The organism is Bacillus sp. LJBS06 (genome assembly GCF_016924995.1).
Lineage (GTDB): Bacteria > Bacillota > Bacilli > Bacillales > Bacillaceae > Bacillus > Bacillus stercoris.
In genome coordinates this window covers 3,954,907-3,968,860 of record NZ_CP070483.1, presented here as the reverse complement: position 1 = coordinate 3,968,860, position 13,954 = coordinate 3,954,907, and the positions used below count along the sequence as shown (strand labels likewise).

The window sequence follows — 13,954 nt, the reverse complement described above, 5'->3', positions numbered from 1 at the left end:
CATCATGATTATTCTATTAGTATAATTCATTAAATTAAAAGTATAGTTATGTGCGAAAGAATGAGATTTGTATTAGATCGATACTGTAAAGTAAAACCTGGCTGTTTATTTGGGATGTGAGAGAGTGACGAGCAGCAAATTAGCTGAAAAACTTAAAGAAAATAAAAGATATTTATTGATAAAAGAAGTAAAAGAGAGATTAAACAATTGTACAAAAAAAGGGTTTATTTATCAATTCACTGAGGCAGAACTAAGCCGTAAGTTGCTGGATACTGTCTTGTCAAATTCTATAGTAGGTATAGTACGTGAAGTAGGAGTAATTAGCAAAAAGGAGGCTAAACAGCTTTTAAAAGAAACCATTATTACTGTGGGTTCTGAGAGGATAAATGATATCGTTTACCTATTCCATCCACAAAGTGATGAAGTGGGAGCCATCAAGAGTACGCTGAAAGATTGTATAGAGCATCTAGACTGTTTATTAGATTTTATTGAATTTGAAGATCAATTACTTTCCAATAGCTTTATTTTGATGGAACCTTCCTTTACATTTGTAATCTGTTTATTTCACACGGAATACGGTTGTGAGCTCTTTTATGCCAAAAACCTGTAAACTTTATAAAATCATTTAGTACTTGAATGCGTGGTGATCAATTTGATCGAGCCAAATTTACTAGAATGCACGAATAAAATCAAAAGTGTCTTAACCGGACAAACAACAAGAGAAGAAGTGTCGGATTGGGCGGGCACTTATGTTTATGCGGATGAGCCCGAAGGAGAAGACGATAGAGTCTGGGATATGTTAATCCTTCTAAGCGGGATTGATTTGAAAGATTCTCCTGAAACTTATTTGCACTCAACAGATGATTTAAATGATTGGATCAAACAATATACGGAGTAATTTGTGTTTGGTGGTAAGGTGTTATTGATTAAAAAAGATGCAGGAGATGACAATGTGCAAAACAATTAATGAATGGGTTGATTATATAGATGAGGGGTGCAGTGTCCTTCATTTAGATTTTAATGTGTTTAAAAAAGAACTCTCACTTAATATCAAGGTTTTTGAAAGTGAAGCTGAATATACGCATAAAATATTATTTCAAAATGTGGCATCCACTTATTATAGTGCGGATGTAGGCGACATGAGATTGGAAAAAATAGATCCGGAAGAATATAATTGGCAAGTTTTTGAGATGAGTTATCATCCAGAAGGAATCGGAAATCTATCAAATTCTGTAATTCCGGAGTATCAATCAAATGCTAACTTTCTCATTGACATGAACAGAATGCTGATTGCTATAGAAGCTGAAACAGTTCGCTTTGATGATCAATCGTTTTATGCATACCAATTAAACAACTAAATGATTTATTCTTATCATTTCATTTCTAACCTAGGAGCATAACCAATGAAAAAATTAAAAATGAATAAAATCATCAACACGAACACCCAAGATTGTTTTTTCCATGCCGATCCACAGGGGTGTGTCTACATTGGAAAAGGTGAGAAAGGAGATATCACCATTACAACCTATGATCCTTCCGGTGATGTTCGGGATTTTAAAGTGAAAGAGCAGATTGCATACAGTGATATTCTGCTCTTTCAACAATGTGCAGATGGCTATGTCTTCGTTTATTACGAATCGTATGAGCCGAAGGTAAAGGTTTTTTCAGAAGAGGGAAGGATGGAAAGTGCTTTTCACTTGCCTTCAGGGGTTTCCTGCTGTCTTTTGGATGAGAAACAACAGCTTTGGGTCGGTTTATGTGATGAAGGGATTTATCATGATGAGAATCCCAACGGCCATAGTGTGTGGTGTCTTACGTTAGATGGTCAGCAGAAGGAAATACACATTGATAGAAAGCTCGAAGAAATGGATGCGCCGGCTGTAGTTGATTGTTATGGGCTTACAGAAGTAAACGGATTGATTTATATGCTGTATTACGGAGATGCAGTCATTGCCGCATTTGATGAAACGGTCGTGAGACGAGTGTGGATTCTGTCGGATAAAGAGCCGGACTCAGAAGCATTTTATCAGCTTGCGATATCTGAAGAAGGTTTTTTGGTTGGGACGTTCAATTGTTACAGTGAAGAGCTCGAGTCGTCTCTTTATTTAATTTCTGCCGATGTGAGTCAAGAGATGAAAGAGATAACATGCTGTGACTCGAACGGTGAAGCCCTAGACGTTCAACAGCTGAAACTGACAAGTAACGCTGTTTACGCAGTGGCCTCTTCTGGTGTTTATAAACAGGATATCCAATAGGCGTAGGGATGAGATCATGATGAATTGGCGCGCTTTAAGTCAGACAAAACAAGACCGCATCTGGTCAGAAGTGAACAAGCTCATAAAATGGAAACCCGGAAACAGATGTCATCACATCATCCCGCCTGATCCATATCGAGTGTTTGATATCTCAAGCGAGATGAGCAGTAAAGCTGGTCATAATGATGTGAGCGGAGTGCTGAGTGATTTAGAGACTTCTATTTTAAAAGCATTTCAATTATGTACTGGAAAGAACGAAGTAATGTACGCACTAGATTGGCAGCATGACGGATATACCTTTAGTCCTCATCAGGCAATGCCTAAGGATGAATTTGGCGAATGGCCTGTTCCCGTATTTCCAAATGGAGACTATTATTTCTTTTTTCATCAGGACTTCTCTTGGGGACTTTTGGGAGACCCGTGGAAATTGACAATCACTGTGTTTGGTGAAGAGCTGTTGGAGGCGATAGATAAATATCCGCCGATTCTGTTTCAAAATAGATGAGTGTTCTGAAAAACGGAGGTGAAACATGGGCTTTTGGGAAGAGAAATATAAAAATAAAAAGATATTCGTAAGTGATGATGGTTTGGATATTTGTCACGACGCCATCGAAGATTTTCACGCTGTGTTCCTGGAACAATTGGATCGCAAGCCTACTCTAAATGAATTTATTTATACTCTCTTTCAGGTATTGAACTCAGACGGCGATTCGCTTTTTAAAGAATTAGAAGGAAAACAAGTCACCGATATCAACCTAAAGATGAAAAAAAGAACTACTTTAAGTGAAGTTAGGCCTGGTGTTGTCATTGAAATCCCTTTACGGCAAATCAATCAGTTTACATATGCATTAGTGGTAAAAGGAGATTTAGCAACAGATAAAAATGATGATCTTCTCATTCAGTATTTTGATATTTTTACAGATCAACGCTTGAGTAAAAAAGACATTTCTCTCATGATGGCAGAAAAGCAAAGAACCCTTTTTATTGCGAATACAGGATATACAGGCTTTCTTCAGGGAAGTTGGAAGGTTGTTTCCAAGGTGCCGATAGATTTGATGAGGAAATTTGATCAATCTGCTATAACATTTGTCATGTATGAAGATGGAAAATACCTCATTAGCCAAGACGATTCATTAGCGTCAGAGAGTGATTTAATAGAGGTTGATGAAAAGTGGGGGAAGACGTTTAGCAATCCGATTGGGCTATTTGGTCATTTGAGTATCGAGGATATTCTTTATCAATATTTCAAAGGAACTTCGATGGAGGAATTGATCAAGTATGAGTTGTAAAAAGGGTTTTATTGGTGGGGAGGTACATATGAGCAGGTATTGTCTGGAATATGCGAATTCTGAACTTTTTCTTTTAAGTGATTTTTTCAAACAATTCCCTCTCCCTATCACTGAGTATCATTGGGTCATTGGCGATATTTTGAATATGATGGATGTATCCGAGGATAAAGATCATTGGAACGATATCATTGGCGGGCGTGAAGACTATCTTTTTATCACAGGTGAGGAGTTTCAGCGAATATTAAATGAATTTAAGGTTTATGTGATTTTTTCTACTTTAACAGCTGTACCTAAAGAGACGTTACCCTATAATCTAACAAATGTGCCTTTTGTCGATGGGAATGTTGACTATTATGTAGATGATTATGTTTCTCCTGTGAAAGAGTGTATTTTTGAAGTCGGTTTCTTTGATTCAACAGATATTATATTTACAGTGACCGATGAAAACATAGAAAGAATGTTGAAGGATGCTTTTCCTGATTTGAAGCCTTACTGTGAGTATGGAGTATAAAGACGCTATCAACGGAGGAATCAAAATTGAGTATTTCAGGAGCTACTCCTATTTTGTTTCAGCATATCAAGAAATGGCGTTTTTATCGGGAAACAGATCACGTGCTTGGTGCCATTTATACGATTGAGTTAGCAGCTGTTTATCATTCACGTACGATTGTGGTCATAAATCGAAACCCTTTCGGATATGTCTGATTGCCTTCTCAGCATTGAATCGCAGCCGCAAGGCATCTACCTTGTGGAAGAATGGGAAGAGGAGACGTTCCGTTTTTATTGCCGGCAATATGAGGTGATGGAAGTTGAATAGGGTGAGGAGAGGATCAACGTGCTTCAAAAACTGAGAAAAAGACAGCGAGAGCTTGAAGAAAAGCCGTATCCTAGTGAATTGTACGGCTTTGAAACGGAAATCTATGAGTTTTTTATGCTAGTTGATGGCAGTTTGGATTATGTGCTGGCGAATAAAAGGATGCCCCAGCATCAGCGGCGTTCGTTGGAGAAAACCTTTTTTGAGCTGTATCCAGACATACTTTCGGATATGATCAAAAACGATAAGGGTCTGTATCATCACATTCTCTTGTATGAACAAGTCAGACAAGAGATTTGCGTTGCGCTATCCAACTGATAAGGGGAAGATTTTATGGAAATAACCTCTATAAGCAGTATCGGCAATTTGGACATGATCGTTCTTAAGCCTCACCAAGTTGTTATGTCTTGTGAACTTGAAGATGCAGAGTCGTTTTATCGTTTTTGGGAAGGGCTTGCCTACGATCGAATCATGATACAGGTAATAACGACTGGTTCATTTATAGAATACCTGTCCGAGTATTTTGAAGGACATGCTTACAAGGTGACGAAGCTGGCCAAAAGGGAATTCCGTTTCGAATCAGTAATACAGAAAGCAGACCGTGACATTGCAGGTTATCTCTTTCTGCTAGCTTCCATCAATGACGATGTTTTTCTGATCACTGATCCTCAACCGGATAAAAGTTATTTTTCAGAAGGGAAGCTCCAGTGTCTAACGGACTCAGGCGAACGGATCATGTGGTTTGAATACGATGCTGTAGACATCTATATGGTTGGCGGTAACTAAGGATAGGGGGAATTCATTTGAATATCACACAATACGAGAAATTGAAAAAGCATCTTTCTGATGAGGATACAGGTCCATTTACATTAAACGAGTTTTCTTTCTATATGAAAGAAGATGATCGTTATATTCAAATTCCTGTGTTTGAATTAAAACTATCTGCTCAAACCTGTGACATTCAATTGCGGTTTGAAAACATTAGTGCATCAAAGCTGGATGACCTTGAATCCATCGATGCGGTTGAGTTGGAAATTGAACCGACTAATGATCAATGGGAAAGACTCCGTTATTATGTGTATGACGAAGAAGACCAAATAAGCTTCTATTGCGGAGGTTGGGATGTGATCAAGTGTGACAAGAAGTCACACTGATTTTCCCCTTTTTGAGACTCCCCCTCATTTTTTATTCTTCATCGCCATTTTTTTCTCCCTTCAGTCATCATAAAGAAACAATCACCGAGTATGCATTAATGTATGCGTTTTCATAGAGGGGGAATCTTGATGAAAAAATGGATGGCTGCGGTTTTTGTGATGATGTTGATGCTGTGTTTTGACGGGAATGAGAGTGTGAAGGCAGCGGAGCAGAAGGTGTATCAGTTTGATTTTGGAAGCGGTTCGGTTGAGCCTGATTACATTGGTGTTAGGGCGTCTGATCGGTATGACCGGTCAAAGGGCTACGGCTTTCAAACACCGGAGAATATGAAGGATGTGGCGGCATCCGGGACTGGTGTGAAGAGTGATGCGGTTCAATTTTTAGCGTATGGGACGAAAAGCAATAACACGTTTCAAGTGGATCTCCCGAACGGCCTTTACGAGGTGAAGGTGATGCTTGGCAATACGGCAAGGGCCAGTGTGGCGGCGGAGGGCGTGTTTCAGGTCATCAATATGACGGGGGACGGCGCGGAGGATACGTTCCAAATTCCTGTCACCGACGGGCAGCTGAATCTGCTGGTGACAGAGGGGAAAGCTGGCACCGCTTTTACGCTCAGCGCCTTGAAAATAAAGAAATTGTCTGATCAGTCGGTGACGAACCGAACCATTTATGTCGGCGGCGATTCGACGGTGTGCAATTATTATCCGCTCAACAGCAGCAAGCAGGCGGGCTGGGGGCAGATGCTGCCTCACTATATCGATAAACACACCTTTCAAGTGAGAAACATGGCGTCTGGCGGACAGATCGCGAGAGCATTCAGAAATGAGGGGCAGTTGGAGGCGATTTTGAAGTACATCAAGCCGGGGGATTATTTTATCTTGCAGCTTGGCATTAATGACACAAATCCGAAGCATAATGAATCTGAAGCGGAGTTTAAAGAGATGATGCGTGATATGATCCGCCAGGTGAAAGCGAAAGGAGCGGACGTCATCCTATCAACGCCTCAGGGCCGGGCGACCGATTTTACCTCTGAAGGCATCCATTCGTCTGTCAACAGATGGTACAGGGCTTCTATTTTGGCCTTAGCCGAAGAGGAAAAAACATACCTCATTGACTTAAATGTCCTCAGCTCGGCATACTTTACATCGATCGGTCCGGAAAAAACACTCGCTCTTTATATGGACGGAGATACGCTGCATCCGAACCGCACGGGGGCCGACGCACTGGCGCGATTGGCTGTTCAGGAGCTAAAACGCCAGGGAATCGATGGCTTTTAACACGTCATTTTTTCGACAAAACACATACGCCTTCGTCAATTAGAGTATAATGAGAACATCTGCAAGAGACAGGAGTTTATACATGAGTCATTTTAAAAACTATCAAATCAGTCATGACATTTTACGAGCACTGGAAGGACTGGGATATACAGAACCGACCAAGGTGCAGCAGAGCGTGATCCCGGCTGCCCTTGAACGAAAGGATCTTGTCGTCAAATCACAGACGGGAAGCGGGAAAACGGCTTCGTTCGGGATTCCTCTCTGTGAGCTGGCGGATTGGGATGAAAACAAGCCGCAGGCGCTTATTTTAACACCGACCCGTGAGCTTGCGGTGCAAGTAAAAGAGGATATCACGAACATCGGACGATTTAAACGAATCAAAGCGACAGCTGTATTTGGAAAGTCCTCCTTCGATAAACAAAAAGCCGAGCTTAAGCAAAAAAGCCACATTGTTGTCGGTACGCCGGGACGTGTTCTAGATCATATCGAAAAAGGCACGCTGCCGTTGGATCGTCTCTCTTATTTGGTCATTGATGAAGCGGATGAGATGCTGAATATGGGCTTCATCGAGCAGGTCGAGGCGATTATAAAGCATCTGCCGACTGAGCGCACGACGATGCTGTTTTCGGCAACGCTGCCGCAGGATATCGAGAAGCTGAGCCGTCAATATATGCAAAACCCGGAGCATATCGAAATCAAAGCGGCCGGCCTAACCACAAGGAATATTGAACATGCGGTGATTCAAGTAAGAGAAGAGAATAAATTTTCATTGCTGAAAGATGTGCTGATGACGGAGAATCCCGATAGCTGCATCATTTTCTGCCGAACGAAAGAGCACGTCAATCAGCTGACCGATGAATTGGATGACTTAGGATATCCATGCGATAAAATTCACGGCGGAATGATTCAGGAAGACCGATTCGACGTCATGAATGAATTTAAACGGGGCGAGTACCGTTACCTAGTTGCGACAGATGTCGCCGCGCGCGGGATTGATATTGAAAATATCTCCCTTGTCATCAACTATGATCTGCCGTTTGAAAAGGAAAGCTACGTGCACCGCACAGGCCGAACGGGACGCGCAGGGAACAAAGGAAAGGCCATTTCGTTTGTCGCGGCCTTCGAAAAACGGTTTTTAGCCGACATTGAAGAATATATCGGATTTGAGATTCAAAAAATAGAAGCCCCTTCTCAAGAGGAAGTGGCTAGGAAGAAACCTGAATTTCTAGCTAAAATGAATGACCGTCCGGAAAGCAAAAAGGACAAAAGCGAAGAGCTGAATAAAGACATTATGAAGCTGTATTTTAACGGCGGAAAGAAAAAGAAAATAAGAGCCGTTGATTTTGTAGGAACGATTGCCAAAATTGATGGTGTGTCAGCTGATGACATCGGCATCATCACGATTATGGATAACGCCTCATACGTTGAGATTTTAAATGGGAAAGGACCTCATGTTCTCCAAGTGATGAAGAACACAACCGTCAAAGGGAAAAAGCTCAAGGTGAATAAAGCGAATAAATGATGAATGACCTGCTCCCAGTTAAAGGGGCAGGTCATTTTGCTGCTGGCTGACATCGGCGCTGGTCTCCTCCGGAACAAAGGCAAGAATCCCAATGCCAATCACAAACAAAATGATCAGGCTGAACACCGCAGTCGAGGATTTTCCGGTCAGCTGGGCGGTCACGGCAATGAGCAGTGGTCCCATAATTGAGGCGAATTTCCCGAAAATGTTGTAGAAGCCGAAGAATTCATTGGCGTGGCGCTTTGGCACAAGCTTGGCGAAATAGGAACGGCTGAGGGCTTGAATACCGCCCTGCGAGGTAGCGACAAGCATGGCCAGTATCCAGAAATCAATCGTTGTCTCCATAAAATAGGCGTACACGCAGACAATCATATAAATAACGATCCCAACGTACAGCATTGTCTTTCCCGTGAAGCGTTCTGCCAGTTTTCCGTAGACAATCGAAAACGGCGCGGCAACGACCTGGGTGACAAACAGGATGATCAGAAGGCTTGAGGAGCCGATCCCTAAATCTGATCCATAGGATGTCGACATCGTAATAATCGTGCCGACACCGTCGATATAAAAGAAATAAGCGAGCAAAAAGAGAAACAGTGCCCGGTATTGCCTGATCCGTTTCATCGTTTGGCCGAGCCGCTTAAAGCTGTTGATGACGATATGAGGTTCTCTTTTGATGTAATAGCGCTGATGGACATGCTTGATCATCGGGATGGTGAACAGCCCCCACCAAGCAGCCGTTATAAAAAAGGACAGCTGGCTTGCAGCCGATACAGACATTGGAATTGTTTCTGCTTGAGCGAGCAGGATGACAGCAATGCTGATGATAAATGGAATTGTGCTTCCAATGTATCCTAAGCCAAAACCCCGTGCCGAGACGAGATTCATCCGTTTCTCAGGCGTGACGTCAACGAGAAAGGCATCATAAAACACATTGGCGCCGGAAAAACCGATAGCCGATATTGTATAAAACAGCAACAATAGCAGCCAATGTTCACTAGGGATAAAGGCGAGCATCGCGGTGCTGGCGACACCGGCAGACACAAAGAAACCGAAGAACTTTTTCTTGCACCCTTCATAGTCGGCGATTGTGCCTAAAATAGGGCCGAGCATCGCAAGAATAAATGTTGAAATCGCAATGGTATAGCCCAGATAGGCAGTCGATTGAGCGGCGCTGACACCGCTTTCCGCAGCCGCTGATTTATAAAATAACGGAAACACCGCGGTGGTCACGACAATTGAGTAAGCCGAATTTGCCCAGTCATATAACACCCAGCTGTTTTCTTGTTTCGTAAAACGTTTCATCATCAGAGCCCCTCTCCGGTAACGATACTTCTATTGTACGAGAAATGGGCCTGAAAAGAATGGAATGCACGTCAATTTTTACAAAATATTTATGTTTTTTCGCTTCAAATCATACTTTTGATTTATTGCTGGGATTAGGTGCATCTGGTACCATTTAACTATATTTCATGGTATTTTCCAGAAGGATTCAGCAGAGAGGAGACAGAGCATGAGGCGAATAGGCTTGTGTATAAGCCTGCTGGTCACAGTTCTTGTGATGAGCGCATGCGAAAGTGAAGGTGAGGCTCAGACGTTCGCAGACTGTGATCAAAAGACAGTAAAACAAACCGCAGCCAAACCGATGAGCAGTAAGAAAAAGCAGGATTTCCAAGCCCTTGCAAGCGAAAGGCAGCTGGCCATTGTGTTCAGTTCCATGATCAAAGTGAGCGAAGCATTTGATTATGGGATCGGCAATCCAGAATACTTCGTGCGAAGCAGCATGACTGAAGAAGAAGCAGACATTGCGAAAGAGAACCTTGAATCGATTAAAATTGAAAGCAAATCGCTCAAAAAACAAAACAGCGAGGCGATCGCCTTGCTTGAAAAAACGCGAAATCAAGACATGATCCGCAGCGAAATTCAGCAGCTGAAAGAAAATAGAGCCGCTTTTTTTGAGATCACAGGCCGTATGATCAACCTCATCAGTCAAGTCACACCGAAAAACGCGAAGACGACAAGACAGCAGCTGGATCAGCTGAAAAAACAATATACACAATACAGCGCTGAAAGCGTCAAAATCATAAATAGCATTGTCAAAAAGCAGAAAGCGGATAAGGCATTATTTGAACGCTACCTGGAGGCGCTGCTTCAAAAACAGCCCGGACAGCCGGTATTGAGTGAATTGTACTAACTGGTTCCCGTCTTTCCCTGATGATATTGACCTAGTGCAAAAAGGATGTACAATCAAGATATAGCCTGTTCTTAGTTGATTGGAGGGACATGTCATGAAAATTGCGAAGGTGATCAACAATAATGTGATCAGCGTGGTCAATGAACAGGGAAAAGAGTTGGTTGTCATGGGCAGGGGGCTCGCGTTCCAGAAAAAGTCCGGCGATGATGTCGATGAAGCCCGCATTGAGAAGGTGTTTACGCTCGATAACAAGGATGTATCAGAAAAATTTAAAACCCTTTTGTATGATATACCGATCGAGTGCATGGAAGTATCCGAAGAGATTATCAGCTACGCAAAATTACAGCTCGGCAAAAAGCTCAACGACAGCATCTATGTGTCGCTGACCGATCATATTAACTTTGCCATCCAGCGCAATCAGAAAGGGCTTGATATCAAAAACGCCTTGCTGTGGGAAACAAAACGGCTGTACAAAGACGAATTTGCCATTGGCAAAGAAGCGTTGGCCATGGTAAAAAACAAGACTGGCGTGTCTCTGCCAGAGGATGAAGCAGGCTTTATTGCTCTGCATATTGTCAATGCCGAGCTGAATGAAGAGATGCCCAATATCATCAACATTACAAAAGTCATGCAAGAGATTTTGAGTATTGTAAAATACCATTTTAAAATTGAATTCAATGAAGAATCGCTTCACTATTATCGGTTCGTCACCCACTTAAAGTTTTTCGCACAGCGTCTTTTTAACGGTACACATATGGAAAGCCAGGATGATTTTTTGCTGGAGACAGTGAGAGAAAAGTATCATCGGGCGTATGACTGTACGAAGAAAATCCAAACCTACATTGAGCGGGAGTATGAGCACAAGCTCACCAGTGACGAGCTGTTGTATTTAACGATTCACATAGAAAGGATAGTCAAACAAGCATAATGAGAGCGCTGACATTTTTATTTTCGTGTGTTCGTTTTTTCTTACATTTCAATATGATGATGGTAGGATTGTTACTGATAAAGCAGGCAAAACCTAAATTACAATGAGTGCGGATCATTTATGTCTGGGCTAATGGTAATTTAGGTTTTTATTTTTTTAGAGGGAGGTGATCATAGCAATCAGTAAGATTCGTTATTATCATTATTTTGACCGATGTTCCCTTTTAAAAGAATCATGTAAGATCAACGTAGAAAACGCTTTCAATGAAAGGGGAATGCCAATATGCCTTATCTGAAACGAGTGTTGCTGCTTCTTGTCACTGGATTGTTTATGAGTTTGTTTGCAGTCACTTCTACTGCCTCGGCTCAAACAGGTGGATCGTTTTTTGACCCTTTTAACGGCTATAACTCTGGCTTTTGGCAAAAAGCAGATGGTTATTCAAATGGAAATATGTTCAACTGCACTTGGCGTGCTAACAACGTATCAATAACGTCATTGGGTGAAATGCGTTTGGCGCTAACAAGTCCATCTTATAACAAGTTTGATTGCGGGGAAAACCGCTCTGTCCAAACATATGGCTATGGACTATATGAAGTCAGAATGAAACCAGCTAAAAACACAGGGATCGTTTCATCGTTCTTCACTTACACAGGTCCGACAGATGGAACCCCTTGGGATGAGATTGATATCGAATTTTTAGGAAAAGACACAACAAAGGTTCAATTTAACTATTATACAAATGGTGCAGGAAACCATGAGAAGGTTGTGGATCTCGGGTTTGATGCAGCCAATGCCTATCATACGTATGCGTTCGATTGGCAGCCAAACTCTATTAAATGGTATGTCGATGGGCAATTAAAACATACTGCAACAAACCAAATTCCGACAACACCAGGAAAAATCATGATGAACCTGTGGAATGGCACGGGTGTCGATGAATGGCTCGGTTCCTACAATGGTGTAAATCCGCTATACGCTCATTACGACTGGGTGCGCTATACAAAAAAATAATGTACAGAAAAGGATTTCCGCCAGCGGAAATCCTTTTTTGATTAAAACGAAATAATCCCGATCAAAAGCGCCGCAATCGTCATCACAATCGTTGTCCCCACGGCCCATTTAATAGTGAATTTTTGATGGTCGCCAAAGCTGACGCCTGCCATTCCGACTAATAGATAGGTGGAAGGCACGAGCGGGCTGAGCAGATGCACGGGCTGACCCAGCAAGGAGGCTCTTCCGATTTCAGCGGCGTCTATTCCGTAAGCGGAAGCGGCTTCGGCGATGATGGGAAGGACACCGAAGTAAAAGGCGTCATTCGACATGAAAAAGGTGAATGGCATGCTGACGATCGCAGTGATCAACGGCAGGTGCGGACCCATGGCGTCAGGGATGAGTGAAACGAGAGAATGCGCCATGGCATCCACCATTTTTGTGCCGGAGAGAATGCCTGTGAATATCCCTGCCGCAAACACCATTGAGACAACGTTTAACGCGTTACCCGCATGCGCCGAGATTCGTTTCTGCTGCTCTTTGACATTTGGATAGTTGATCATCAAGGCGATGGCGAACGCGGTCATAAAAAGAACAGGGAGCGGCAGCAGGCTGGTGATCAGAGCGGCCATCAGAGCGATAGTCAGCAGCAGGTTAAACCATTGGAGAGCGGGACGCTTCAGCGGCATAGCCTCTGGATCGGTAGACGGTGCGTGATCAATCGAAATGACGCCGAGCCGCTTCCGCTCTTTCTTTCCGAGGATATAAGCAACGGCGATCACCCAGAGAATACCGGCGACCATGGCAGGAATCAGCGGTGTGAAGACCTCTGACGTGTCCAATTTTAAGGAAGCCAAAACCCTCGCAGTCGGCCCGCCCCACGGGATAATATTCATAACCCCCGAACCGAGCATCGCTATTCCCGCTAACACCAAACGATTCATGCCGAGCCGTTTGTACAGTGGCAGCATCGCCGCAATCGTAATCATATAGGTTGTTGTCCCATCTCCGTCCAGCGAAATGGTCATAGTCAGAACCGCTGTGCCTACGGCGATTTTTAACGGGTCTCCTTTGACAAACGATAAGATTTTGGCAATGAGAGGATCAAACAGGCCTGAGTCGATCATAATGCCGAAATACAGGATGGCGAATAACAGCATAATCCCGGTAGGAGCGAGGTCTGTAACACCCTGAATCATCATCTCGCCAAGATCTTTGCCAAATCCGCTGATCAGGGCAAACACAACAGGAACGACAATCAAAGCAATAAGTGCGGAAAGCCGGTTAGTCATAATAAGGTACATAAAAACAATCATCATCACAAAACCGAGTATGGCAAGCATGATATGACCTCCCCTATTCAACAGCTTTTTTCGTAAGCGCTTCCATACTTTCTTTCTGTAAAGAAGGCTTATTTCAAATGTGTATGACCTCATCCTGATATGTAGACCTAAAATCCTATTGAGCGGATTGGCAGTTTATCTGAAGGACGCCACGGGTAAATGTGCTGTAGAATGTTTCGTTTTAAAAAGG

Annotated in this window: 17 protein-coding genes and 2 pseudogenes; 17 read left to right on the top strand and 2 right to left on the bottom strand. The window is 42.8% G+C overall.

All coding sequences use genetic code 11. The features are described from left to right. Positions 1–124: 124 nt before the first annotated feature. The 14 genes and pseudogenes from JQX68_RS20150 to dbpA all read left to right on the top strand — a co-directional run bounded on the left by JQX68_RS20150 (position 125) and on the right by dbpA (position 8,312). The gene (locus tag JQX68_RS20150; RefSeq protein ID WP_119995544.1) at positions 125–610 is read left to right on the top strand and encodes a YxiF family protein; all 486 of its coding nucleotides are present in this window, start codon (positions 125–127) and stop codon (positions 608–610) included. A gap of 30 nt (positions 611–640) precedes the next feature. Then, entirely contained in the window at positions 641–898 is a 258-nt protein-coding gene (locus JQX68_RS20145; protein WP_081379860.1) for a DNA-binding protein, read from the top strand. A gap of 46 nt (positions 899–944) precedes the next feature. Further along, positions 945–1,358, top strand: a complete 414-nt coding sequence (locus JQX68_RS20140; protein ID WP_148343351.1) for a YxiG family protein — start codon at positions 945–947, stop codon at positions 1,356–1,358. Between the two features lie 45 nt (positions 1,359–1,403). Further along, a pseudogene (locus JQX68_RS20135) lies at positions 1,404–1,730 on the top strand (DNA-binding protein); the annotation flags it as partial. A 72-nt stretch (positions 1,731–1,802) separates the two neighbouring features. Further along, positions 1,803–2,255: a hypothetical protein gene (locus tag JQX68_RS20130; RefSeq protein WP_081483693.1), complete on the top strand. Its 453-nt coding sequence runs from the start codon at positions 1,803–1,805 to the stop codon at positions 2,253–2,255. A 16-nt stretch (positions 2,256–2,271) separates the two neighbouring features. Then, entirely contained in the window at positions 2,272–2,760 is a 489-nt protein-coding gene (locus JQX68_RS20125; protein WP_205440413.1) for a DUF2716 domain-containing protein, read from the top strand. Positions 2,761–2,785: 25 nt separating this feature from the next. Further along, positions 2,786–3,544 (top strand): hypothetical protein, encoded by a 759-nt coding sequence (locus JQX68_RS20120; protein WP_205440412.1) that lies wholly within the window; start codon positions 2,786–2,788, stop codon positions 3,542–3,544. A 28-nt stretch (positions 3,545–3,572) separates the two neighbouring features. Then, on the top strand, positions 3,573–4,055 hold the full coding sequence (locus JQX68_RS20115) for a hypothetical protein (RefSeq protein ID WP_205440411.1): 483 nt from the start codon (positions 3,573–3,575) through the stop codon (positions 4,053–4,055). Positions 4,056–4,081: 26 nt separating this feature from the next. Beyond that, positions 4,082–4,249, top strand: a complete 168-nt coding sequence (locus JQX68_RS21810; RefSeq protein ID WP_240345548.1) for a hypothetical protein — start codon at positions 4,082–4,084, stop codon at positions 4,247–4,249. Between the two features lie 130 nt (positions 4,250–4,379). Beyond that, a complete protein-coding gene (locus JQX68_RS20105; protein WP_205440410.1) occupies positions 4,380–4,676 on the top strand; it encodes a YxiJ family protein in 297 nt (98 codons plus the stop codon). Positions 4,677–4,691: 15 nt separating this feature from the next. Further along, positions 4,692–5,144 (top strand): hypothetical protein, encoded by a 453-nt coding sequence (locus JQX68_RS20100; RefSeq protein WP_205440409.1) that lies wholly within the window; start codon positions 4,692–4,694, stop codon positions 5,142–5,144. Positions 5,145–5,161: 17 nt separating this feature from the next. After that, positions 5,162–5,290 (top strand): annotated as a pseudogene (locus JQX68_RS21805) (hypothetical protein); the annotation flags it as partial. 351 nt (positions 5,291–5,641) lie between these two features. Further along, entirely contained in the window at positions 5,642–6,790 is a 1,149-nt protein-coding gene (locus JQX68_RS20090) for a rhamnogalacturonan acetylesterase (protein ID WP_205440407.1), read from the top strand. An 82-nt stretch (positions 6,791–6,872) separates the two neighbouring features. Further along, positions 6,873–8,312 (top strand): ATP-dependent RNA helicase DbpA, encoded by a 1,440-nt coding sequence (dbpA, locus tag JQX68_RS20085; protein ID WP_205440406.1) that lies wholly within the window; start codon positions 6,873–6,875, stop codon positions 8,310–8,312. 18 nt (positions 8,313–8,330) lie between these two features. Here the strand turns inward: dbpA and JQX68_RS20080 are convergent, their stop codons facing one another. Further along, positions 8,331–9,617 carry an MFS transporter gene (locus JQX68_RS20080; protein ID WP_205440405.1) on the bottom strand — a complete coding sequence of 429 codons (1,287 nt, stop codon included), beginning with the start codon at positions 9,615–9,617 and terminating at the stop codon, positions 8,331–8,333. Positions 9,618–9,822: 205 nt separating this feature from the next. On the opposite strand from JQX68_RS20080, the gene JQX68_RS20075 reads away from it, so the two are divergent. The 3 genes from JQX68_RS20075 (at position 9,823) to bglS (ending at position 12,442) form a co-directional block, all read left to right on the top strand. Next, positions 9,823–10,503, top strand: a complete 681-nt coding sequence (locus JQX68_RS20075) for a hypothetical protein (RefSeq protein ID WP_040081342.1) — start codon at positions 9,823–9,825, stop codon at positions 10,501–10,503. A gap of 94 nt (positions 10,504–10,597) precedes the next feature. After that, positions 10,598–11,431 carry a transcriptional antiterminator LicT gene (gene licT / locus JQX68_RS20070; protein ID WP_069150604.1) on the top strand — a complete coding sequence of 278 codons (834 nt, stop codon included), beginning with the start codon at positions 10,598–10,600 and terminating at the stop codon, positions 11,429–11,431. Positions 11,432–11,713: 282 nt separating this feature from the next. Continuing rightward, the gene (gene bglS, locus JQX68_RS20065; protein ID WP_014665948.1) at positions 11,714–12,442 is read left to right on the top strand and encodes a beta-glucanase; all 729 of its coding nucleotides are present in this window, start codon (positions 11,714–11,716) and stop codon (positions 12,440–12,442) included. 41 nt (positions 12,443–12,483) lie between these two features. Here the strand turns inward: bglS and citH are convergent, their stop codons facing one another. Beyond that, the gene (gene citH / locus JQX68_RS20060; RefSeq protein ID WP_205440404.1) at positions 12,484–13,764 is read right to left on the bottom strand and encodes a citrate transporter CitH; all 1,281 of its coding nucleotides are present in this window, start codon (positions 13,762–13,764) and stop codon (positions 12,484–12,486) included. Positions 13,765–13,954 lie beyond the last annotated feature (190 nt).